The 24141-nt window shown below is 43.7% G+C and carries 22 protein-coding genes; 15 read left to right on the top strand and 7 right to left on the bottom strand.

Annotated elements, in window-relative coordinates; translation table 11 throughout:
- Positions 1 to 2 precede the first annotated feature (2 nt).
- The gene (gene rocD / locus BFS30_RS21685; RefSeq protein WP_069381200.1) at positions 3 to 1262 is read right to left on the bottom strand and encodes an ornithine--oxo-acid transaminase; all 1260 of its coding nucleotides are present in this window, start codon (positions 1260 to 1262) and stop codon (positions 3 to 5) included.
- A gap of 107 nt (positions 1263 to 1369) precedes the next feature.
- On the opposite strand from rocD, the gene BFS30_RS21690 reads away from it, so the two are divergent.
- Both BFS30_RS21690 and BFS30_RS21695 read left to right on the top strand, forming a co-directional pair.
- Entirely contained in the window at positions 1370 to 1822 is a 453-nt protein-coding gene (locus tag BFS30_RS21690) for an Lrp/AsnC family transcriptional regulator (protein ID WP_069381201.1), read from the top strand.
- Positions 1823 to 1995: 173 nt separating this feature from the next.
- Complete coding sequence (locus tag BFS30_RS21695) at positions 1996 to 2703, top strand: Imm19 family immunity protein (RefSeq protein ID WP_167353180.1); 708 nt, start codon at positions 1996 to 1998, stop codon at positions 2701 to 2703.
- 47 nt (positions 2704 to 2750) lie between these two features.
- Here the strand turns inward: BFS30_RS21695 and BFS30_RS21700 are convergent, their stop codons facing one another.
- Genes BFS30_RS21700 through BFS30_RS21710 form a run of 3 tightly spaced genes read right to left on the bottom strand, consistent with a single transcriptional unit; the run spans position 2751 to position 4641 of the window.
- Positions 2751 to 3698, bottom strand: a complete 948-nt coding sequence (locus BFS30_RS21700; RefSeq protein ID WP_069381203.1) for a DUF5777 family beta-barrel protein — start codon at positions 3696 to 3698, stop codon at positions 2751 to 2753.
- Positions 3698 to 4243 carry a YceI family protein gene (locus BFS30_RS21705; RefSeq protein ID WP_069381204.1) on the bottom strand — a complete coding sequence of 182 codons (546 nt, stop codon included), beginning with the start codon at positions 4241 to 4243 and terminating at the stop codon, positions 3698 to 3700. The genes BFS30_RS21700 and BFS30_RS21705 overlap by 1 nt, the downstream gene beginning before the upstream one ends.
- An 11-nt stretch (positions 4244 to 4254) precedes the next feature.
- On the bottom strand, positions 4255 to 4641 hold the full coding sequence (locus BFS30_RS21710; RefSeq protein WP_069381205.1) for a c-type cytochrome: 387 nt from the start codon (positions 4639 to 4641) through the stop codon (positions 4255 to 4257).
- Between the two features lie 233 nt (positions 4642 to 4874).
- Here BFS30_RS21710 and BFS30_RS21715 point away from each other — a divergent pair, with 233 nt between their 5' ends.
- The 3 genes from BFS30_RS21715 to BFS30_RS21725 all read left to right on the top strand — a co-directional run bounded on the left by BFS30_RS21715 (position 4875) and on the right by BFS30_RS21725 (position 9423).
- Complete coding sequence (locus tag BFS30_RS21715; protein WP_069381206.1) at positions 4875 to 5462, top strand: RNA polymerase sigma factor; 588 nt, start codon at positions 4875 to 4877, stop codon at positions 5460 to 5462.
- Positions 5446 to 6552, top strand: a complete 1107-nt coding sequence (locus BFS30_RS21720) for a hypothetical protein (RefSeq protein WP_069381207.1) — start codon at positions 5446 to 5448, stop codon at positions 6550 to 6552. Before BFS30_RS21715 ends, BFS30_RS21720 begins: the two co-directional genes overlap by 17 nt.
- Positions 6553 to 6630: 78 nt before the next feature.
- Positions 6631 to 9423, top strand: coding sequence for a glycoside hydrolase family 2 protein (locus tag BFS30_RS21725; RefSeq protein WP_069382600.1), 2793 nt, complete (start codon positions 6631 to 6633; stop codon positions 9421 to 9423).
- Position 9424: 1 nt separating this feature from the next.
- Here BFS30_RS21725 and BFS30_RS21730 read toward each other — a convergent pair whose 3' ends face one another.
- The 3 genes from BFS30_RS21730 to BFS30_RS21740 all read right to left on the bottom strand — a co-directional run bounded on the left by BFS30_RS21730 (position 9425) and on the right by BFS30_RS21740 (position 15092).
- Entirely contained in the window at positions 9425 to 11893 is a 2469-nt protein-coding gene (locus BFS30_RS21730) for a histidine kinase dimerization/phosphoacceptor domain -containing protein (protein ID WP_083252175.1), read from the bottom strand.
- Positions 11877 to 13856 carry a sigma 54-interacting response regulator gene (locus BFS30_RS21735; RefSeq protein WP_069381209.1) on the bottom strand — a complete coding sequence of 660 codons (1980 nt, stop codon included), beginning with the start codon at positions 13854 to 13856 and terminating at the stop codon, positions 11877 to 11879. Before BFS30_RS21735 ends, BFS30_RS21730 begins: the two co-directional genes overlap by 17 nt.
- 129 nt (positions 13857 to 13985) lie before the next feature.
- Entirely contained in the window at positions 13986 to 15092 is a 1107-nt protein-coding gene (locus BFS30_RS21740; protein ID WP_069381210.1) for a sigma-54 interaction domain-containing protein, read from the bottom strand.
- A gap of 193 nt (positions 15093 to 15285) precedes the next feature.
- Between BFS30_RS21740 and BFS30_RS21745 the strand changes: the two genes are divergently transcribed.
- The 10 genes from BFS30_RS21745 (at position 15286) to BFS30_RS21790 (ending at position 24125) form a co-directional block, all read left to right on the top strand.
- A complete protein-coding gene (locus tag BFS30_RS21745) occupies positions 15286 to 15918 on the top strand; it encodes a hydrolase (RefSeq protein WP_208602998.1) in 633 nt (210 codons plus the stop codon).
- 18 nt (positions 15919 to 15936) lie between these two features.
- The gene (locus BFS30_RS21750) at positions 15937 to 17316 is read left to right on the top strand and encodes an alginate export family protein (protein ID WP_069381211.1); all 1380 of its coding nucleotides are present in this window, start codon (positions 15937 to 15939) and stop codon (positions 17314 to 17316) included.
- 11 nt (positions 17317 to 17327) lie between these two features.
- Positions 17328 to 18035, top strand: a complete 708-nt coding sequence (locus BFS30_RS21755; RefSeq protein WP_083252176.1) for a M17 family peptidase N-terminal domain-containing protein — start codon at positions 17328 to 17330, stop codon at positions 18033 to 18035.
- Positions 18036 to 18071: 36 nt separating this feature from the next.
- The gene (locus BFS30_RS21760; protein ID WP_069381212.1) at positions 18072 to 19967 is read left to right on the top strand and encodes an amidohydrolase; all 1896 of its coding nucleotides are present in this window, start codon (positions 18072 to 18074) and stop codon (positions 19965 to 19967) included.
- A 3-nt stretch (positions 19968 to 19970) separates the two neighbouring features.
- A complete protein-coding gene (locus BFS30_RS21765) occupies positions 19971 to 20402 on the top strand; it encodes a DoxX family protein (protein ID WP_069381213.1) in 432 nt (143 codons plus the stop codon).
- A gap of 79 nt (positions 20403 to 20481) precedes the next feature.
- On the top strand, positions 20482 to 20955 hold the full coding sequence (locus tag BFS30_RS21770) for a Dps family protein (protein WP_069381214.1): 474 nt from the start codon (positions 20482 to 20484) through the stop codon (positions 20953 to 20955).
- 4 nt (positions 20956 to 20959) lie between these two features.
- A complete protein-coding gene (locus BFS30_RS21775) occupies positions 20960 to 21643 on the top strand; it encodes a YoaK family protein (RefSeq protein ID WP_069381215.1) in 684 nt (227 codons plus the stop codon).
- Between the two features lies 1 nt (position 21644).
- A complete protein-coding gene (locus BFS30_RS21780; RefSeq protein WP_069381216.1) occupies positions 21645 to 22577 on the top strand; it encodes a ring-cleaving dioxygenase in 933 nt (310 codons plus the stop codon).
- A gap of 29 nt (positions 22578 to 22606) precedes the next feature.
- Complete coding sequence (locus BFS30_RS21785) at positions 22607 to 23272, top strand: TMEM175 family protein (RefSeq protein ID WP_083252177.1); 666 nt, start codon at positions 22607 to 22609, stop codon at positions 23270 to 23272.
- A 31-nt stretch (positions 23273 to 23303) separates the two neighbouring features.
- Positions 23304 to 24125 carry an alpha/beta fold hydrolase gene (locus tag BFS30_RS21790; RefSeq protein ID WP_069381217.1) on the top strand — a complete coding sequence of 274 codons (822 nt, stop codon included), beginning with the start codon at positions 23304 to 23306 and terminating at the stop codon, positions 24123 to 24125.
- Positions 24126 to 24141 lie beyond the last annotated feature (16 nt).

Below are 24141 nucleotides of genomic sequence, written 5' to 3' on the forward strand. Positions count from 1 at the left end.
TTCTAAGCCACACTGAGCAATGATCGCTCGATAATGTCCAGGCTTTCAATAATTTGTTCTTCCGTAATCACCAATGGGGGAGCGAAACGGATTTTATTTCCATGAGTAGGTTTTGCAAGTAAGCCATTCTCTTTAAACTTCATGCAGATGTTCCAGGCCATATCAGATTCTTCTGCGCAATTGATGACAATTGCATTCAATAATCCTTTACCTCTTACCGATTGGATCAGGTCTGTTTTTGTGGCAATATTTTCTAATCCTGCCCTGAACAGTTTTCCAAGTCTATCCGCATTTTCGGCAAGATTTTCATCTATGACTACCTGTAAGGCCTCTTTCGAAACGGCACAGGCCAAAGGATTTCCTCCATAGGTTGAGCCATGTTCGCCAGGCTTAATGGTGAGCATGATCTCGTCGTTAGCCAGCACTGCTGAAACCGGTAATACCCCGCCTGAAATGGCTTTCCCCAGTATCAGAATATCCGGCTGGTTGCTTTTATCTTCAGAATTAACATCGTAGGTAGCCAGCATGCTTCCGGTACGTGCAATTCCAGTCTGGATTTCATCAGCTATGAACAAGACATTGTAAGCCTGACAAAGGGCTTTAATGCGTACCAGGTAGTCGGCATCTGGTACCACTACGCCGGCTTCACCCTGAATGGGCTCCACGATAAAACCCGCAATATTTTTATCTGCTTTTAACAAGGCTTCAAAAGCCTCCACATCATTGTAAGGAACATGAGTGATTCCACCTACAAAGGGACCAAAGTCTTTCTTTGCGCTTTCATCGTTAGAGGCGGAGATGACAGAAATGGTCCTGCCATGAAAATTTCCTTCGGCAAAGACAATCTTTGCCTGATCCGGGCTGATGCCTTTGATCTGGTAAGCCCATTTTCTGCAAAGTTTCATCGCCGTTTCCACTGCTTCCACTCCGGAATTCATGATCAATGATTTATCATAACCAAAGAGGTTACAGACGAATTCTTCAAAATCACCCAATTTGTCGCTATGAAATGCCCTGGAAGTCAGGGTAAGTTCTTCAGCCTGTTCTTTAAGTGCGTTGATGATCCTCGGGTGACAATGCCCCTGGTTCACAGCTGAATAGGCGGAAAGAAAATCATAATACCTCATTTCTTCAACATCCCAAACGAAGACGCCTTTTCCTTTTTTAAGGACAACAGGCAGAGGATGGTAATTATGTGCACCATATCTTTCTTCTTTTTCTATTAGCTCCTCGCTTTTGCTTAAATTTGCTGAAATTTTCATAATTGACTGTTTATTAGTGCAAATATAATAATATTTATTATTTTGTGTTTTAAATAAAGTGAATTTGACTTTTTGATTGGCGGAAATAAAATAACTTTAGCAGAAGTATGGACCACATTGATGAATTTGACATCCAAATATTAAAACAACTGGAAATAGATGGACGAATGGCTTATTCGGCTATCGCAACCACGCTTGGCGTATCCAACACCATGGTTCATCAGCGGATATCCAGGTTAACCGAACAGGGTATCTTAACCGGGATTAAACCTGTTCTGGACGAGAAGAAGATTGGGTACGACTGGGGCGCTTTTACCGGGATTACACTCGAAAAAGACCATGATTCCAACCGGATTATTGAAGAGTTAAAGAAAATTCCGGAGATTACGGAGTGTTATTATATTAGCGGTACGTATACTTTATACCTGAAAATCATTGCCAAAAATCATGAGCACATGAGGCAAATTCTCTATGAAAAAATCGACAATATCCCCGGTATTGCCAAAACAGACTCTATCATGGAATTGGGCTGTGCATTTAAAAGAAATATCATCCTGTAAAAGGCTTAATCCAGCCTAAAGAACGAAAAGTAAAAATTATGCCGCGAATATGTGGTATAATTTTTTATTTTCATTTGCCGCATTTATCTTTGGGGTAGATCGTTTCAATCATCCCCAATGTGACATGGTCCAACACAAACCCGTGGTTTTGCCACGATATCTTAATGGATACCATGAAATTAAACTTATCAAATAAGGATTTCTGCATATACCTGATTACTCAGTTTCCGTTCGCTGTGGACGATGAAAAGGAAATGATGTTGTCTGATTATATGATGGAAAATTTTAACATGCCCTCTGAAGAGTGGTGTAAAGAACTATCAGGTCTTACTGATGAAAACGGATTAGAGGAAGATCCATGGTATGGCTATACCTATGTACATGAGATCAATGATCAGGTGACCCTGTTTGCTGAATTTCATGCCTACAATACCGTTTATTTTTTTAACGACATCTACTTAGGAAACACAGGTGGACATTTTCATCTGTCTCTCTTTAGCTGGACTGAGCTAAAAGAAATCATCGCAAATGACAAATCGGAGTTGTCGCCCTTGTTTTTATTGCTGCTTCCGCTAACCATTGGAAATGAATCCGAAAGGGAGGAAATTGAAAGCAGGATCCTGGATTGCTTAAAACAGACTGCACTGGAGCTAAATGAAGATCAATTGGACCAGATGACCAGACTGATGGTCAGGCACCTCATTTTCCAGGACAGGGAGAAAAATATATTGACCCATCAGGAGCATCTTGGCCTGGTAACCTGCCGTAATCATTCGGAAAGAAACCTGAAACAGGTGGATGAAGACCTCATCAAAATCAATGAAATCATCAGCCTGGCAACGGGCCCTGTTAATGGCAGTGGCTGGTTTGCCATGAGATAAGATGTTAAAAGAAGCACCTGTTCAGGATCCTGAACAGGTGCTTCTTTTTAATGTGCAAATGAGAATCTTCTGGATATGCTGAATCCCCAGCGGTACTGGCCTTTTAGCCAAGAGCTGGTGGTTTGCGGAATATACTGCATCTCCTGAATGCCTGTTGCATTTGTAAAGTTCAGGTGGAATACGTGTCCTCCGGTTTCCATTTCCAGTCCTACACCCAAGGGGTTGTAAAATTTTGTGGCACTGACCTTTTCGAGATAGGCTTTGTCGGACTTGTTCCGGAATGGCAGAAAGTAATCTACCACAAGGGCCATCCGGCGACTGAACTTCAACCTTCCGCCAGCACCAATCGCAAACATATCATTCTGATCACGGAAGGCGGTAAAATTCCGGTGTACATAACTTGGTGTAAGCGTAAAAGACAGATTGGGACTGAATTTCTTAGCCAGGATGATTTGTGCCACCCAATTCTGGCGGTCTTTAAAGCCATCATAGGCGATAGGCGAGGCAGGGTCATCCTTGTTTGCAGCTACGGCTGCAATGGTATTGCTGCCAAACAGTGTAACCGCAAATGGAATGCGGTTGTCTGTAGTTTGCTGAAGTAAACGATATTTCAGGCTTCCTTCATAGAGTTGTTGTACCGCTGTTGCGCCTTTTGCCCTGGCCAGGCCTATGGTCAGGTTATCGGTAAGGCCATATTCAAATCCGATGCGCACGTCTGTTGAGGCATCTAATCCGAAAAACTTCCGGATTCCTCCGTTGCTTCCTGCGATATCGCCAAATCGGTGGTCGACCTTAAAATCGAGCTCGTTCTTGTAAAGCGTTTCATTGGTATGCCCGTTGATCAGCTTGGTAGATTTGAAGGTAGCGCTTACTTTTTCCTTATCGGCAGCCGGAGCTGCCAGTTCTTTTTCCAGTTCTTCCTGGGCAAATGTGGTTTGGGCACTGAACAATAACAGGGCGGAAAGGGCGAATAATTTTGATGTTTTTATCTTCATTACTTTTTAGCTAAATAGGTGGCCTGAATACGGACTTCAACGGATTCAGCGATATTTTTAAATACAAGTTTTGGGATCTCAATGTTATGATCAGCGATTTTCACTTTGAAGACCGCGCTGGCATTTAGGGTGCCTTTACTCACTACCAGATCAGCCTGGGTTTTATAGGCCTTGCTGATCCCATGGATGTTCAGGTTACCTTCTATGGTTACCTTGTATGTTCCATCAGCAGCCAGGTTGATCGGTTCTTTAATCGTTCCCTTAAATTCTGATACCGGATATTTTTCGGACTCCATATAATTCTCATTGAAATGTTCCTGCATCAGTTTCTTTTTAAACTGAAAGGAGGTGTTCTTTACTTTGAAAATGATGTTGCCCGATTTGGTGTCGATAACGGAACCTCCGGTGGCACTTTTTCCCTCAATATCTTCCATCACCGTGCTGGAAAAAAAAGATACTTTGGCGTTGTTGGAGATCAGGATTTGCTGTGCATTTACGGCAAAACTGATCAGGGTAAATACAATAAAAAGACAGGTGTTTTTCATGGCAATTCAGGTTATTCAGGCATGTTATTATCGAACCATTCTTGTAAAGACTTCAGCTCTGCGGCAGATAGCGTTCCTCCCATAGGCATGGACTTATTGACCAATACCGCTTGCTGGATCCTGGTCTTATTGCTGGTAATGGAACTCAATCCGTTTAAGGTCCAGACTGCTGCTGCACCTCTTCCTGCACTGTGACATCCGGCACATTTGGTTTGAAAAAGCGCCTTTGCGAAATTGTTATAGGTCACTGATGTCCCTGGCTCTTCAGGGGGAGCCGGTGTTGGAACCATTTCGGCGGCTTGTCTTTTAGAACAGCTGAACAATAAGAGGTAGATTAAGGTCAGGGCCAGATAAACGGGAACCTGCGTTCGCCAGGCAGTTTTGAATTTGATTTGCATAATAGAGGGGTTAGGGTTGAAAATGTGTTTTAATTATAAGTGATACGTGGAGCCTGAAACAATGGTTGCTTACATTTTGAGATACCTTTCGGAAAATAAAATAATCAGCTGTATATCAGTTTGATAAGTTGATTAAAAAATATTTTCTTTGACCTGAGGCAACCTTTAGCTGAATTGATTCGTAAGAAGAGGTAGAAATGATCAGGTTAGCGAACGCAATTACATTTATATAGGTGCAGGAAATTATTAAGGGGTGTATTCGGAAAGACAGGTCCAGTCAGTATCTGCTCTATAAAGAATTCTATGGCTACTGCATGGGTATCTGTAAGCGCTACGCCATAAATGATGTGGATGCGGCGGAGGTACTGAATACGGCATTTCTGAAGGTATTTAACCACATTGAAAAGTACGATGCGAACAAACCTTTTAAAGCCTGGATGGCTAAGATTATGGCCAACACCGCAATTGACCATTATCGTGCAAAGCTGAAATTTTCAATGCATGATGACATTAACGAATACGGGCATATTGGTCAGGGGGCAGCTGTTTACGACCAGCTGGCTTATGATGACCTTTTAAGTCTGATCCAAACCCTGTCTCCTGCATACCGGATTGTATTTAACCTGTATGCGATTGATGGATATTCACACGAGGAGATTGCCGAAACTTTAAACATATCTGTAGGAACATCGAAATCAAATTTATCCAGGGCAAGGCAGAAACTACAGGAGAAACTGGCCACATACGATCAGTTCAGTTCCCGATTAAAAATCGCAATAGCGAACGATAAAAATATCAATGTAAATGAAAGACGAGCATAACATAGACCAGTTGTTCAGGGCTGGACTAGGAGATCCAGAAATTCCTTTCCATGAAATGGATTGGGAGAAGATGTCCGAAAAGCTTGATGCATATGAGAAGAAACGTATTTTGCCAATCTGGTGGTTTGCCGGCGCAGGTATTGCGGCAACATTACTCGTATTCCTCTTTACCATTTTGCTGGAAGAAGAACCGGTAAACAAAAAAATGCTGAAAGCTAAAGTGCAGAATCCGGGTAAGGAAGCGGTAGCAGTGCCAGTACCGGCCCCGGCTGAGCTGGCTGTTAAGGATTGGAGCAGTACCAGGTCCGACCATCGGAGTAAGCCCGGTCTAAGCCATAAAAATCAGGCTGAATTGCCTTCCGGAAACCTGATGCCGGTAAGCATGCTGACTGCTAAGGTTTCTTATTCCGGTTTAAGGCCATTTCAGGGAGATACGGTAAAATTCATTCCGATGAAAGTACATCAGGAAGGTATTGTTGTGAAGGCGCCCCGATATGCTGTGGTTAAACGTTCGGGTTTGTCGTTCAGCATTATGGCGGCTCCGGATATCTCCGGTACCGGTGCTAATGTTTCTCAGAAGATCAGTTCTAATATCGGTTTGATGGTCACCTATCCACTCAGCAATAAAATAAGTGTAAGTACCGGATTGATTTACGCCAAGAAGTTGTATAACTCAGCTGGTATTGCTGCAGCGGATAATGGATACGGGAATCAGGCCTGGGAGGTGAATGCGGATTGCCGGGTACTGGACATTCCGGTGAATGTTAATTATCAGGTGTTCAAAAAGCAAAAAATTGCAATAAGCCTGAATACAGGTTTATCAAGCTACCTGATGTTAAATGAACGTTATGAGCTCAGGAGTGGGCCTGATCGCAGTCTTTCAAGAGTGGAGGTAAGCAATAAAAACCAGCATATTCTGGGCATTGCCAACCTGTCTGTTAGTGTGGAGCGAAAGCTAAATTCGTCCATGAGTATAGGATTGCAGCCGTTTGTAAAGCTGCCGCTTACCGGAATAGGGAATTACGATGTAAAATTGAATTCTACAGGTGTTTCGGTTTTTTTGAACTTCGGTAAACCGCGGATTAAGTAAACCGGGAAAAAGTAAGAAAATCCATCATAATCGGAAATCAGTGCATTGACATGTTGTGCTGTGATGCTGATGTTTGTGATGATGAAGAAATTATTATTGATATGCCTTTTCCAACTTATCCTGAGTTCAGGGGTATTGGGACAAGAAAAAAGCAAACCTGAAATCGGAGAAGAGGAAATAAATCTGGCTGGAACATGGTCATTTCGCCTGGATTCTCTTAACACAGGGGAGCAGGAAAAATGGTATAGCAGGCCCGGCTTGTTTTTTGATCAGAAAATAAAATTGCCCGGCACTACCGATGATGCCGGTTTAGGGACGCCCTTAAAGTTGAAACCAGCACTAACGCGCGAGGTGATGTTGCATTTGTGGCGTAAGCATTCTTATATCGGAGCAGCCTGGTACCAGAAAGAGGTCATCATCCCAGCGTCCTGGAATAATAAACAAGTATCACTTTTCCTGGAAAGGGTGATCTGGCAAACCGACGTATGGGTTGACGGGAAAAAAGTAAATGCCCAGGGCGAAAGCCTCAGCGCAGCTCATCATTTTGATTTATCAGCTTTTTTAAAACCTGGAAAACACACGATTACGCTGAGGATCGATAACAGTAAAAAATATGATATCGGCGATGGACATGCCTATTCTGCTGAAACACAGATTATCTGGAATGGGGTAATTGGTAAATTAAAGCTGATTTCCAGACCAGAGGCTTATCTTAAAAATATACAGGTTTTTACAGAAGAAAATTTAAAGCGGATAAAAATTGTCAGCGAAATTGAGAATAGCCTGGATAAGCAACTGAAGTCAACGCTTAATTTATCCGCGATCAACGGACAGACAAAATTTAAGAAAACAAATATTCCGGTGTTGTTAAAACCTGGCGAAAATACCATTGTCAGTTATATCGAAATTAATGCCCCTATAAAAAAATGGGATGAGTTTAACCCTTCGTTATACCATCTGTCTGCATCGGTAAAATATGCAGGTGCAACACATCGCAAAACCACCAGCTTTGGGTTCAGAACTTTAAGTAGCCATGGTACGCAATTGCTGATTAACGATAGGCCGTTATTTTTAAGGGGAACCCTGGAATGCAATATTTTCCCTTTAACCGGGTATCCGCCAATGGAAGAAGAGGGATGGAAAAAGATTTTTGAAAAGGCAAAAGCTTATGGCTTAAATCACCTGCGTTTTCACAGCTGGTGCCCTCCGGAAGCAGCTTTTGAAGCTGCTGATAAACTAGGGTTTTACCTGCAGGTGGAATTACCGGCATGGTCCCTTAAAATAGGAAAAAACCAATTGGCTGATGATTTTTTTGATCGGGAGTCCGGCAGGATGATCCGGTATTATGGCAACCATCCCTCATTTTGTTTTTGGAGTATGGGTAATGAAATGCAAGGCGATATGAAATGGTTAAGTGATCAGGTGATGAAATTAAAATCATCGGATAAAAGGAGGATGTACACCACGACTTCCTATACTTTTGAGAAAGGTTTTGGCGACTGGCCGGTACCAGCTGATGATTATTTTATCACACAGCGATCAAAAAAAGGCTGGGTAAGGGGCCAGGGTGTTTTTGATGTTGAAATGCCTTCTTTTAATAAGGATTACGCCAAATCAGTTGACAGTTTACCTGTTCCAATCGTGACGCATGAAATCGGGCAGTATGCCGTATATCCCAATCTCAACGAAATTTCCAAATATACCGGCGTACTCAGTCCGGCAAATTTTATTGCTGTAAAAGCTGATCTTGAGAAAAAGAACATGGCTGCTCTTGCTGATGATTTTACAAATGCCAGTGGGAAGCTGGCGGTATTGCTGTACAAGGAGGAAATTGAAAGAGCATTGAAAACTAAAGGTATCAGTGGCATTCAGTTATTGGATTTACATGATTTTCCGGGACAGGGAACCGCGTTGGTGGGTATACTTGATGCATTTTGGGATAGTAAAGGTTTGATAAAGGAGGAAGATTTCAGGAAATTCTGTGCTCCGGTTGTGCCCCTGATCAGATTTGAAAAAGCAACTTATACCAATGATGAAATCTTTAAGGCCAAAATTGAAGTCGCCAATTTTGGTTCGGTTCCTTTAAAAAATACGAATGTAGTTTGGCAGGTCAGAGGAGCAGATGAGGCCCTGGTTGCATCGGGCAAAATAAGTGATGTTAATATCAATTTGGGTAATAGTGAGCTGGAAGGGGAGATTAATGCAAGCTTGACTAAAGTGTTGAGCGCCCAGAAATTAACGGTAAAAGTAAGTATTGAAAATACCGCCTATAACAACAGTTGGGAAATCTGGGTGTATCCTGAAAAAGTAGATGAAGTTGTTGCAGACGTCGTTTTTACAAAGGATTACGAGGAAGCACTCCGCGCTTTGGAAGAAGGAAAGAAGGTGCTGTTAAATCCGGCTAAAGAAACAATCAAAGGTGTTGAAGGAAAATTTGTACAGGTATTCTGGAGTCCTGTTCATTTCCCGAATCAACCAGGTACTATGGGATTATTGATGGATCCAAAACACCCTGTTTTTGAACATTTTCCTACTGATAGCCATACCAACTGGCAATGGTGGGACCTTTGCAAAAAATCAACTACGTTAGAGCTGGATAGTATCGGCTTGTCGCCCTCGTCTATTGTGTTAAGAAATATAGATAATTTCTTTAAAAACAGAAACATGGCCAGCATTGTCGAAGCAAAGGTTGGAAATGGAAAGTTATTGCTTTGTACCATGGATATTCATGCCGATCTCAGCAGCAGACCTGTGGCAAGGCAATTAAAATATAGCCTGCTGAAATACATGCGGGGTGATCAATTTAATCCTGTTACAGTCTGGGACAGCAAGGACTTCAAAAGAATGGAAAAGAATTCAGTGCAACGTTAAACTACTTTTCTGTTGGAACCAGGTCAAACTCAATGCTGATGGAGAGCCCTTTGTCTGATACGATTTCTGCTGTTCCACCAAGTTGTTCGGCAAGTCCCCTGATCAGGGTCATTCCCATAGTCTTGCTTTGATCAAGGTCTTGCGGAAGGCCAATGCCATTGTCACTGATGCGAAAAGTATATCTTTCATTTGGGTTTTTGCTAAGGCTGATATGGGTTTCTCCCGGGCTGTTGTTCGGAAATGCATATTTAATGATATTGGTAATGGCTTCATTTACGATGAGCCCCAGTGGTGTTGCCTGGGTAATGTCGAAAGATATTTTCGGAACCTCAATGAGGAAATTAATTCTTTGGCCAACATGAAAGGTATCGCAGAGGAACTTCACCAGGTCGTGTATATAGGCGTGAATGTCTACTATATTCAGGTCTTCCGATTGAAAAAGCTTCTGATGGATCAGCGAGATAGACTGGATTCTGTTCTGACTATCCTTGATGGCCAATCTTGCTTCTTCATTATCCAGATAGTTCAGCTGTGAATTCAATAAACTGGCTACCACCTGAAGGTTGTTCTTGATCCGGTGATGGATTTCTTTAATCAGCCATTCCTTTTCGTTCAGCAGTTTTTCCTGGCTCTCCAGCAACAGCTCCAGTGAATGGTTCTTATGGGTGATGATCTGCTGCTGCGCTAAAAGTTGCTGGTTGGCTTTTTTTCGGTGATGGTAGTTGCGGTAGACCAGGCCGATAATGAGCAGTAGGGCTGCTATTCCGGCAAAAGTGATTTTATTGGTCAGGTCTGCTTTCTGCAATTTACCCAGCTGAAGGATACTTTCCTTGCGTAGCAACTGGTTGTCTTTTTCCTGTTGTTTGGACTGGTATCGAAGGGCCATTTCGGAGATGGTCCGGTTTGCCGAGGCATTTAACAGGGAATCTGAGATTAACTTGTAAAGTTTATAATGTACAATTGCCGAGTCCAGTCTATTTGTGGCAGAATCCAGCTGGTACAAAGAAAGATATACATTTTTGATTTTAGAAAGGGGGTAGGTACCGGCTGGCAGCAGGGCAATCTTGTTAAAATAGGTCCTGGCATTGGCGAAGGATTTCGTGTGCATGTAAAATGAGCCAATGCTATAAAAGCCTTCTGCTTTGTGAAAGAAATGCCCGGGTATTTTCTTTTCCCAACGGATCATTTCGAGGAAATGTGTTTCTGCAAGCGGGTTGTTTTTCAGGGCTTCGTAGCATTTTCCCCGGATACCGGCAATGATCATCCTCCCCAGTTCACTTGGTTCTACCTTTGGGATGTTGGAATCCAGTACCTTGAATACTTCGTGTATTTTGCCCTGGATAATCAGCTGATCTGCAAGGTTTTTGACTGCAGTAAGTTTTGCGTCACTTTCTCTCGGATCTGTCCATTCCACCGCTTTTAGGAAGTAACTGATACTTCGCTGGGTGTCTCCCAGGTCTCCATATATCCTGGCCAGATTGCTGTAAAAGTAGCCTGCGGAAGCATCGCTTTCTGTCAGCTCCATGAACTCTATTGCAGAGATTGCATAGGATAGGGCGGCTTTCTGGCTCCCGCTGAACTGGTTAATTGCCGAGAGGAGGTCGTAGGTAAATTGCAGGTTTTTATAACCCAGCTTCTGGTATCTTTTTAGCACAGAAAGCAGTTGCTGTTCTGCAAGTTTAAGCTTTCCGAGGTTTAGGTTTACATCTGCGATTCCTTTTTCCATTCCGATTTCCTGCTCCGTCTGACCAATCTTTTTATAATACATCAGTGCGCGCTCGTAGAACCTGATTTTCTCGCTGGAAAAAGGAAGGTGATCGCCGATTCTGGAGGCTGTGGCTGCAGCGAGCTCGTCATCTCCGGTAGCTTCACAATCCTTTAGAAGCTGGGCAAAATGCTGGTCTGACTTTTCCCGCTGACCGCCTTCCCGGTAAAGGTCGCAAAGGTAAAGTTCGGCCTCATGTACCAGTTTAAGTGCATTCTTTGATCCGGCTATTTTTTTTGCCTGTTGGAGAAAGCGGAATGCCGTATCGAGGTCGCCCTTATGTTCCCCTCTTTTATAGACAAAATAGCTACCGGCATTGATCAGCATTCTGGCTATGGTTAGCCCGTCCATTCCTGAGGTCTGGGCCAGGGCAGCTTTAGTGGCGCCTTTTCTGAGCAATACTTCTGAAAGTACGGTTCGGCTTTCTTTGCTGCCTTCAGAACCGTGGCCATTTTTACTGTTTTCTGTTGCAGCCAATGCGAAGAAGTAGGCGCTGTCCAGGTTTTGTTTGGTACCTGACTTGTTATAAAGGTAGAACCTGCTTAGTTTGATCTGATAATGGCTTCTGTTTGCTGCATCCTTCTGTTTGGACAACAAGGTCCTGAGCTCGGGGAGGCTATTCCGCAGATTGGTCTGGGCAACTCCCGACAAGGGTAGTAAATATAAAATAAGGTAAAGAAGACAACACCTAATCGGTAAACTCATACGTAATTCCCAGTTTTTTGATTTTAGAATTTAGCGTGGTGGAGGGGATATTCAGCAGTTCTGCGGCTCCCCCCGGACCGGAGATTTTACCTTTACATAAATGAAGGATTTCCAGTATATAAGCTTTTTCCACTTCTTCGAGGGTTTTGGTTTTTCCCGCTGCAGGTTGATTTACACTTGCTGACTGATTTCCGATAGAGGTTTGGTTCCCGTCGGGGTATAGGGTGCCGTTGGCCGGATGACCGGTTTGTTTTCCGGAAGCAAGTCCGGTATCGGTAATCTCAGTTCCCGAACTTAGCAGCACTGCCCGTTCAATCAGGTGTTCCAGTTCGCGGATATTGCCCGGCCAGTCGTAGGCCATTAACTGCTGAAGCGCAGCTGCCGAAATGGATTTGACCGCTCTTTCAGATTTGTTGCTATATTTTTCAATGAAATGATAGGCGAGGGCCTCAATATCCTCTTTCCGCTGACGCAGGGAGGGAAGTTCGATCGGGAATACGTTGAGGCGGTAGTATAAATCAAGCCGGAACCTTCCTTCTGCCACTTCTTTTTCCAGGTTGCGGTTAGTTGCGGTAATGATCCGTACGTTTATTTTTTTTGTTTGATTTGCCCCCAGGCGTTCGATTTCTTTTTCCTGAAGTACCCGAAGGAGCTTAACCTGGGCTTCCAGTGGCAGTTCTCCGATCTCATCCAAAAAGATGGTGCTCCCATCGGCCTGTTCAAATTTTCCTATCCTTCGGTCGCTGGCACCGGTAAAAGCACCTTTTTCATGACCAAAAAGTGTGGATTCGATCAAAGTGAGCGGTAATGCTGCACAATTCACGGTAACCATCTTTTTCGACTTTCTTGGTGAAAGTTCGTGTAAGATCTGCGCGATCCGTTCTTTACCCGTTCCGCTTTCGCCAAGAATGAGTACAGAGGTGTCATCAGCGGCAACAATTTTCACTTTATCAAATACGGAATTTAACAGCGGACTATTACCAATGATCCTATAGAAATGGGAGGCAGGCACCTGATTCAGTTTAACTTCTTTAATTTCGGCAACAGGTTTACTGAAGAATACTTCATCAATCATTGCACTGAATGCGGTCATGATCTGATTGGCCAGGTCTACATGGATGCTGTTGTAAAGTTCTTTTTCTTTGCTGAAGAATGCCACCCGGTAAAGGTCGCCTTTAGGATCTGTAATGCTGGTCATGATGGCAGACTCCAATCCGAATTGATCAGAGATGACTTGCGTCCAGCGGTCTTCCATGCGCAGTTTTCTGAATTCGTAAGCGCAGTGCAATTGCTTGTCGAGCTTTAAGCCCAGCGGGTCCCAGAGTTTGTAATCGCGGCTGGATACAGAAAGCAGTTTGAGCATCGATTCTGTAGTTTCCAGCTGATAGTTTCCGGAGGGCGATTTGATGACACTGCAGTCGCGGGCCGGACTGCGGGGATTTATCCTGGTCAGAAACAGCTGGTCGAAAGGTAAGACTGGTTGCAGCAATTGGGCAATTTGCTTGACCTTTTCTGCACTGGCTTCCTTTTTTGTACTGATGGCCGCTAGTTGCTGCACCAGCCCCATCTGATGCTGAAGGTTATATTTAATGTTTTGTCCATGCCGGTATTGAGCAATGTCCAGCATCACCAACAGGTCCTTTTCCCGGAATGGTTTAACCAGAAATCCGTATGGTAGTGTTGCTTTCGCGGCCTGAAGGATGGTCTGATTTGTATTGGCAGAAATGTAAATGAAAGGAATGTCCATGTTAGAGAGTTGAATCCCCAGGTCTATTCCGGTACGCTCTCCCTGCAGGAAAATATCAATAAGTACCCAGTCGGGTTGCTGTTCGGCGATGAGTTCCAATGCCCTTGCTACCGAAGGCGCAATGCCACAGCTGTCGTACCCTGCTTTTTTCAGCATCAGGCTGAGGTCATTGGCGACAATAAACTCATCCTCAACGATCAAAATCTTATCTTTCATTTCCTGTTTCTTTCAGGGTTATCATTTACCAAATAAAATGCCATGCGTTAAGGCCTTGATTTGCTTTGTTTTAGGTGTTTTTCATCAGTAAAAATTGATGATATATCGTGAATTTACGAATCCATTCTGCTAACGTAGCATGTGTTTTCTCGAAATATTCAGTTTCTTAAGTTTTGAGTTTAAGGTGGTTGCCGGTACGCCCAGTATTTTTGCGGCGCCTGCAGGGCCGGATATTTTACCGCCACAACGTTTTAATACAGAAAGGATATGGCTACGTTCATTTTCAGCAATGGTTTTGATGTTCGAAACCTGATCAGCATCAGAGGCTTTTCCTGCCGGATCCGGAAGGGGGATGTCTTTGATGAGGGCTGTTTTTGTCAGGAGCATGCTTCTTTCCATCAGGTGTTCCAGCTCTCTGATGTTTCCGGGCCAGTCGTACGCCATCAGCACTTTAAGCGCATTTTTAGATAATTGTTTGGGCTTGGCTCCGGTTTTCATGGCCAGTTTGCGGAGAAAATGATAAGATAGCTGTTCAATGTCCTCTTTTCTTTCTCTTAACGGAGGCAGCTGGATTGGAAACACATTGAGCCGGTAAAAAAGATCACTCCTAAACCTTCCTTCCTGTACTTCTTTCAGCAGGTCAAGATTGGTTGCAGCGATGATTCTTGCATCGGTATGGATTACCTGTTGTCCTCCCAGGCGCTCGATTTCTTTTTCCTGCAATGCCCGCAGTAGTTTTCCCTGAAGCTCCAGCGGGAGTTCGGCAATCTCATCCAGAAATAAGGTGCTGTGATCTGCCAGTTCGAATTTCCCTATTCTGCGTTCCAGGGCACCGGTAAAACTTCCTTTTTCGTGTCCGAAAAGTTCACTCTCGGCCAGGTTAGATGGAATAGAAGCACAATTGAGTTTGACCATCGGTTTAACCTTTCTGGAAGAGGCATGGTGGATCGCTCTTGCGACCAGCTCTTTCCCTGTACCCGTTTCGCCTAGGATCAGCACGGTACTGTTGGAAGCCGCTACCTGCGCTATTGAGTTCAGCACCTGCCGGATCAATGGACTATTGCCCACAATATCATCATGATAGTTGAGGTATGCCTCAGTGGCCGACGGCAATTCTTCTGCTTCCAGTTGTTGCTGATACCCAATGATTTCCAGCTGCTGTCTTGCAATGATTTCCTTTGCTGTCTTAAGCTCTTCGCGAAGTTGAATGAGCATCTCTCGTTCCCCGTATTTCATTTCCCGAAGATACTAAAGCTGCAAATTAAAATAAGAATCAGGAGGTCATTTTACGACTATACGTAAATCCGCCTTCGTAAAATGACGAAATAAAGTAAGTTTTAATTTGTGGTGAATGAATTAAGTGTTTGTGGATCAGTTGATTATTTGCTTGGTATGCTTGTTGGTTAGCCCAGGTCAAAAATTTAAAATTATGAAACCATCACCAAATCTTTTATCGCCGGAAAACCACGCCTTAGTATTAATCGACTTTGAAGGCCAGATGGCTTTTGCTACCAAAAGCATTTCAATTACTGAATTGAGAACCAATGTTGCCATTGTTGCCGGTGCTTCGCAGATTTTCAAAGTACCTACTATCGTGACTACCGTTGCAGAAGATTCTTTTGCCGGGCCTGTATTTCCGGAAATTGAAGAATTCTACCCGCAGGCAAGTTCAGGTTATATCGACCGGACGTCTATGAATACCTGGGAAGATGAAGCGGCTTATAAAGCCATCACCGGCACGGGAAAACAAAAACTGGTGCTTGCCGGCCTATGGACAGGCGTATGTATTGTGGGCCCTGCATTATCTGCCTTATCTGAAGGATTTGATGTTTTTGTAATTACTGATGCCTGTGGAGATGTGAGTGCAGAAGCACACGAAAGAGCCATTCAGCGAATGGTACATGCAGGCGTGAAGCCAATTACTTCTGTTCAGTACATTCTGGAATTGCAAAGAGACTGGGCAAGAACCGAGACTTATGTGGCCGTGACTGACCTGATGAAAAAGTATGGTGCCGGATATGGTTTGGGAATTCAGTATGCGCATAAAATGATCAAACACTAATTGTCATTCCAGATAAAAATGAACATTAATTATCCCCGTCTGGCGATTGCTTTGGCCGCTTGTCTTTGTTTTTCATTAACAGGGGCATCCGGACAGGACATTAAGCTGATGCGTTATGATGAGGATTATAGTCATTTGAAAGATTCGAGCAGGAACTTATACAACACCTTAAAGTTCCTGCCACTTTCAGCTGATAAAAAGGTATACCTCAGTTTTGGCGGGGAGATCAGAGAAGAATATGGAGGAAAAATAAATGAGGACTGGATCAGCAATCAAGGTTTCAATTCTTCATTTTTACAGCGCTATTCGCTTTATGCCGATTTAAATATTGGAGAGAGACTGAGGTTTTTTGCTCAGGTAAACAGTGCGTTGGAGAATGGCAGTAAATACGGTCCGGCGCCGGTTGATGAAGATCAGCTTGCCGTTCAAAACCTGTTTGCTGAGTATCGGATACTTAAAGATTCCTCAAATCAACTGGCTGTCCGTATTGGCCGGCAGGAAATTAATTACGGTTCGGGGAGGTTAATTTCTGTCAGAGAGGGGACAACCGTCAGGCAATATTTTACAGGCGGTAAGGTCAGGTATGCGACACCCAGGTTTTCAATTGATGCATTTGTTTTAGCCGCCGATGAAGTTAATTTTGGCGTATTTGATAATCGTCCAAGCCATCAGGCAAACCTTTGGGGAGCCTATTCAAACCTTAATATTCAAAAAGGGGGAAACTTCGATTTTTATTACTTAGGCATCAGGCGCGACCGCACAGAATTTGAAGAAGGGACAGGAAAAGAAATCAGGCATACTTTAGCTACCAGATACTGGAAAAGTGGTGGCGGTTTTATCTATAATTTAGAAGCTGCCTATCAGTTCGGGAAATTTGGGAAAGGCGATATTGAGGCCTGGACAATGGCCATTGAGTTTGGTTATACTTTTGAGCAGGTCAGGTTTAAGCCTTCTGTGAACCTCCGTAATGATTACATCTCCGGTGATAAAAAGGCAGGAGATGGAAAACTGCAGACCTTTAACCCTTTATTTCCGAAAGGAGGTTATTTTGGGTTTAACCCGCTTGTCGGGCCATCAAATTTAATTGATTTACATCCCTATCTGACACTTGCCTTAACCGATAAATTGAGCGTTCAGGCAGATGTGGTGTTCAACTGGAGGTACTCCTTAAACGACGGGATTTACCGGCCGGGCGGAAATTTTAATGTTCCGGGCTCCATTTCCAATCATCGTTTTATCGGTACAACTTATCTGCTCAGCGCAGATTATAAATTCAATAACCACCTTTCATTGAGTTGTGGCGGACAATATTTCAGGGTTGGCGATTTCATAAAAGATATTGTTCCCCTTTGGGACAATTCAAAGTTTTTTAATGCACAGGTATCATACAAATTTTAAACCATAAGAAAATGAAAAAGAACTTCAGGATAGCCATCATGATATTTTCTGTATTCCTTACAGGAAATGCATATGCACAAGCCACTACAGCAATCGGGACGGCCAAAGTTTGGGGTACCGTTGATGGAATTGCCATCGAAGGTGTAGTTCAGGGACCCTCGGCACAGGTCAGCGATTTGCAGATTGCCTGTGTTTTCGAATATACCGAAGGCGATATTTTTAATACTCCACCAGCACTTCCTCCGGCTTTAAATGGCCTGGTACACTTAGATCAGGATATGGAAGGTCTGTTAACCGAAATCCGCAAGAGCGGGAAATTTCATGGTCATGCCAATGAAACGATTTTAATTTCCCCACCCAAAGGTACGATAGGTAGTAAAAAACTGCTTTTAATCGGTCTTGGCGACAGGGACAAATTTAGCCCGGATTTAATGACTGGAGTGGGGAGCGTTGCGATGAGAGAAGCGATTAATCTGGGCGTAGATAATTTTTCTTTTGCAAGTGATTTAAAAGATGCAGGAATTGACTCGCCAACGGCACTGGTTGCGGGGAATGTAGTGAGGGGTATTTTTGAAGCTTACCGGACACAAACCTGGTTAAAAGAAAAGAAGATGTCCACATTTAAACCGATCTCAAAAGTAATCCTTCTGGCTGGTCCGGCATTTTTTACTACTGCGGGAGAAGGAATTCAGGAGGCAATCGCTTCCCTAAAAAATTAACAGCTCAATTGGTTTCCATGGCTAAATAAAGAAAATATGACGACTGCAGATATCATTTTATTCAATGGTAAGATACATACCATTGCAAAACACAAAGAAGAAATAACCGCTGTTGCGATTAAAGACGGGAAGTTTATCGCTGTTGGTAAAGACAGTGATGTCATGAACTTTTCCGGTGCTGCAACAAAGCTGGTTGATCTTCACAAAAAAAGGGTAGTTCCCGGAATCAACGATTCCCACATTCATCTGATCCGTGGCGGATTAAATTTCAATCTGGAATTGCGCTGGGATGGTGTTCCCTCACTTGCCGATGCCTTAAGAATGCTGAAGGAGCAGGTAGATATTACCCCATCGCCACAATGGGTACGTGTAGTTGGAGGCTGGTCTGAATTTCAGTTTGCGGAGAGAAGGATGCCGACACTGGAAGAGATCAATGCCATTGCGCCTGAAACGCCTGTTTTTATCCTTCATTTATACGACCGAGCTTTTATGAACCGTGCGGCGCTTAAGGCCGTTGGATATACCAAAGATACACCTGCTCCTCCGGGTGGGGAGATCCAAAGGGATGCGAAGGGAGAACCTACGGGATTGATTATCGCGAGTCCAAATGCGATGATTTTATATTCCACGCTGGCAAAAGGCCCGAAACTTTCTTACGAACATCAGGTCAATTCTACCCGTCATTTTATGACTGAGCTGAACCGTTTCGGCATTACAAGTGTGATTGATGCCGGGGGAGGTTTTCAGAACTTTCCTGACGATTATAAAGTCGTAAATGAACTGAACGAGCAAAAACAGCTTACCGTCCGTATCGCCTACAACTTATTTACGCAACGTCCGAAACAGGAATTTGAAGATTTTGACAACTGGACAAATACGGTATCCCTTTATCAGGGTGATGATATGTACCGCCATAATGGGGCAGGGGAAATGCTGGTTTTCTCGGCAGCAGATTTCGAAGATTTTCTTCAGCCAAGACCAGACCTTTCGGATAACATGGAACCTGAACTGGAACGGGTGGTACGTTTGTTAGTTGAAAAAAGATGGCCGTTCAGGCTTCATGCTACTTATAACGAGAGCATCAGCCGTTTTTTAACTGTTTTTGAAAAGGTAGATAAAGACATTCCTTTTGCCGGACTACCCTGGATTTTCGACCATGCGGAAACGATAGACGAAAGAAACATTGAACGGGTAAAAGCACTGGGTGGAGGTATTGCGATTCAAAGCAGAATGGCTTATCAGGGCGAATATTTTACAGAACGCTATGGTGCAAAAGCTGCGCTGCAAACGCCACCAATAAAAAAAATGCTCGAGATGGAAATTCCTGTTGGCGGTGGCTCTGATGCCACCCGTGTAAGTAGTTACAATCCATGGGTTTCCATGTTCTGGTTAACGGCAGGAAAAACGGTTGGAGGCCTGAAAATCTATAATGAAGATACGGTTCTGAGCAGGGAAACCGCTTTAGAGCTTTATACCAGAGGCAGCGCCTGGTTTTCCAATGAACAGCAAAAGAAAGGCGATATCGAAGTGGGGATGCTTGCCGATTTAGCGGTTCTGAATCAGGATTATTTTGAAGTATCTGATGAGGAGATCAAAAGCATAGAATCTGATTTAACCGTTGTTGATGGTAAGATTGTTTATGCAAAAGGGGACTTCTCTTCCTTTTCGCCACCAAAAATCCCGATTCTGCCAGACTGGTCGCCGACAAACAGCTATAACGGATACTATTCTCTGGCAAGCCATAGCAAAAATCAACAAGGAAAAACAACAGGCGCAAAGGGAACAGATCCGGTTATTGCGATGGTACACGCTTGTGCTGGCAGTTGTGATGTTCACCATCATAACCACGATGCAGTAAGAACAAGTAACCTGCCTGTAAACAATTACACCGCATTCTGGGGCGCATTGGGCTGCTCATGCTTTGCTTTTTAAAACATGGAAAATATTATCAATTACCTGCTTTATTCTGACTTAGGGTCAGAGATCAACAACTGGGCTGTACTCTTGTTCAGGGTACTGCTTATGCTCGAACTCTTCAGGGTTCATGGCATGAAAAAGTTTCGTGTTCAAAATGGCGAAAAGGAGCACGTGCCCAATCCCCTGGGCTTACCGGATAAGCTGAACGGATTAGTGGCTACATTTTCCGATACTGTTGTCCCGTTTTTTGTTGCCATAGGTTTCGGAACCAGACTTTTCCTCCTGCCATCAATCGGTGTAACCGCAATTGGTTATTTCGTCGTTCACAGAAATGATTCCATAGAGGTCCGGGATGTGCCGTATATGTATACACTGGCGATGCTTTTTCTGGTGGTAATTGGTCCCGGGACTTATTCTATAGATCATCATTTAATCAGGGCATTTTTTTAACAGGCCCTTTAATACACACTTTTTCATCCTACATAAACATCTTTTTTAATAACAGATAACTATCAAAATAACAAAAATCATGGAAGCTAAAATTGGAATCAGCGCGGAAAACCTTGCCGAGGTGGCACATTCATTAAGTAAAATTCTTGCAGATGAATACGTTTTGTATACCAAAACAAGAAAAGCCCACTGGAATATAGAAGGACCAGACTTTTACAACAAACACAAGTTCTTCGAAGAGCAATACACGCAATTGGAAGGTATTGTTGATGACGTAGCAGAACGCATCCGCAAGCTTGGTCATTATGCACCAGCATCACTTAAACAATTCCTGGAATTAACACACCTGACCGAAGATGACCGCGGCAAGAATGATGCGCCTACCTACATCAGAATGCTGCTTGCCGACCACGAAAGTATTTTAATTCACCTAAGGGGAAATATCGACAATTATGCCAGTGCATTGAAAGATGCCGGCACAAGTGATTACATCACGGGCTTAATGGAAACGCATGAAACCATGGCCTGGATGTTAAGGGCTCATTTATCATAAAACTATGGAAGAAAAACAGAACAATATCTGGTTTGTAACCCTTGTGTTGACCATTATAGCGGGCTATTGCGATAGCATCACCTTTGTTGCCGCCGATAAAATTTTCTCGGCACATGTTACGGGAAACTTTATTGTGTTCGCTTATCAAATGATTAAAGGCGCTGAGGGCGATGCATGGATCAAGCTGCTGACTTTCCCAATATTTATGCTGTCGGTTATGGCTGGTGGCTGGATATCGGCGAGATTTTCGAACAGGCATTTTCTGCTTTTATGTGAGGGGATCATTCTTTTACTTGCCGGAGCCATAGCGTATTCACTCGGATATATTGATAATGGGGAAATCACCTGGCCAATGTATCTGGTTACCATGATTGTGGTTTTCGCCATGGGCTTACAAAATGCTTTCGGGAAACTTTTTGCGAAAGACACCTATGGGCCTACGACGATGATGACGGGCAATGTGACCCAGTTTTCGCTTGATCTGAGAGGCTGGCTTACGAAAGGGGTTGCTGAGCCAGGATACCTGGCCGGTTTAAAAAAGGGCTTGATTACCCTTGGTGGTTTTTTATTGGGTTGCATTTTAGGTGCTTATGCTGGGAAGGCTTTTGGGCTGACGGGCATTTTACTGCCGGGAGTGGCGATGGTGATCTGCTACTTTTCGACCAGAACAGTGGAGGAAAAAAATTAAAATGAATAAAATATTAGGATTGCACCATATCACCGCAATTGCGGGTAGTGCACAGAAAAACTACGAATTCTATACCCGGGTGCTGGGCTTGAGACTGGTAAAGAAAACCGTCAATTTCGATGACCCCGGAACTTATCACTTGTATTATGGTGATGAAAGGGGGTCTGCAGGAACGATACTTACCTTTTTCCCCTGGGAGGGGATTGTTCAGGGATCAAATGGCACCGGTATGGCTACAGAAATTGGCTATGCGGTAAACAGCGGTAGTCTCGCCTTCTGGAAAGACAGGTTTGAACAATTCAAGGTGAACCATCAGGAAACTGAGGAGCGATTTGGAGAAACATTGCTGAAATTTAAGGATCCCGACGGGCTTGAGCTGAGCCTGATCATTCCGGCTACAGCGGATACCAGAATTCCATGGGAAACAGAGGAGGTTAAAGCTGAAAATGCGACGAAAGGTTTCCACAGTACCACACTTAATTTAAAAAGCATTGACGAGACGGCTAAAGTGCTGACCGATATTTTCGGTTACAGTTTATTGGCTCAGGAGGGAAACCGGTTCCGTTTCATGACGGATAGCGTGCAGAATTCATCGATCATAGACCTTCTGGAAAGTCCGGATGGGCAGCCGGGGAAATCTGGTTCTGGCACCAATCATCATGTGGCATTCCGTGTACCTGATGAAGCAGTTCAGCAGGAATTCAGAGAAAGGATCAGCAGTAAGGGACTTCCTATCACACCGAAAATAGACCGTGATTATTTCTATTCCCTTTACTTCCGTGAACCCGGAGGTGTACTTTTTGAAATCGCAACGGATAATCCAGGTTTTACGGTAGATGAACCGCTGGCAGAGCTAGGTACGCATCTGATGTTGCCTCAGCAGCACGATTATTTGCGGGCCGAACTTGAAAACAGCCTGCCAAAATTATACTGATAGAAATTACACCGATAGATGAACTGCAAATGAGGAAAACAGGGCCGATGATGGAAAAGGAAACAGCAAGGATAGAGGCCTTTAGTGACGGCGTATTTGCCATTGCCATTACTTTGCTTGTGCTGGAGCTGCGTGTTCCGGAGGTTGTAGGGGCTGAAGGCCCAGGAGTGGTAGCAGGTAAACTGATGGCGCAATGGCCGACATATATTGCGTTTGCCATTTCGTTTTTCAGTATCTTCATTATGTGGGTGAACCATCATAAGCTGTTCAAACAGATTTACCGGAGAAATACGGAAATCATGTTTGCCAACGGATTGATTCTTTTCCTGGTTTGCTGCGTTTCGTATCCCAGTTCATTACTGGCACAATTCTACGATACTGATTCGCAGCAGCTTGTGATTAGTATTTATACCGGAACGTTTGTGCTGGTAAATCTTTCCTATAACCTGTTGTGGTTTTTGGCTTGCCGGGACAGGACGCTGTTAAGACCGGGACTTAGTGAGGCGGCAATTCTGGGAATCAGAAACAATTATTTGTACGGATTGCCCACTTATGTAGCTGCTTTTGGCCTCTCATTTTACTTTCCGGTTTCGGCACTGCTGATCTGTATTTTGCTATGGATCTACTGGGCCATCTCTTCTAAAAAAGTGGAGATGCGTGGTAACAGCGAAGGGGAAATTAACAAAACCTATTAAAATCATTACTTATTAAATAAAATCAAAGAACATGAACAAGATCACAGTAAAAGACGGTACAGAAATTTATTACAAAGATTGGGGCACAGGACAACCGATCGTTTTTCATCACGGCTGGCCTTTGTCTAGCGACGACTGGGACGCACAGATGATGTTTTTCCTGGATAAAGGATTCCGGGTTATTGCACACGACCGCAGAGGACATGGAAGGTCATCTCAAACAGCAACAGGTCATGATATGGACACATATGCAGCAGATGTTGCAGAACTGACAGCGGCACTGGACCTGAAAGATGCAATCCATGTAGGACACTCGACAGGTGGTGGAGAGGTGATCCGTTATGTAGCAAAATATGGTAAAGGCCGTGTAGCTAAAGCCGTATTGGTGAGTGCGGTTACTCCAATCATGGCTCAGACAGAAAGCAATCCTGAAGGTATTCCACTTGCTGTATTCGACGAAATCCGTCAGGGAACGGCAACACAAAGACCTCAGTACTTCAAAGATTTTACCACTGCATTTTATGGATATAACCGGGAAGGAGCAAAAGTATCTGAAGGCATCAAAGAAAACTGGTGGCGTCAGGGAATGATGGGCGGAATAAAAGCACATTATGATTGTATCAAAGCTTTTTCTGAAACAGATTTTACAGAAGACCTTAAGAGCGTAGATGTTCCCGTATTGGTAATGCACGGTGAAGATGATCAGATCGTGCCAATTGCACTGACCGGAGAAAAAGCCGCGAAACTGGTAAAAGATGGAAAGCTGATTTCTTATCCCGGTTTCCCTCATGGAATGCCGACTACCGAAGCTGCCACAATCAATGCAGATCTTTTGGCTTTTATTAGGGCATAAAAGAGAAGGGAATTTG

Source organism: Pedobacter steynii (assembly GCF_001721645.1).
Classification (GTDB): domain Bacteria; phylum Bacteroidota; class Bacteroidia; order Sphingobacteriales; family Sphingobacteriaceae; genus Pedobacter; species Pedobacter steynii_A.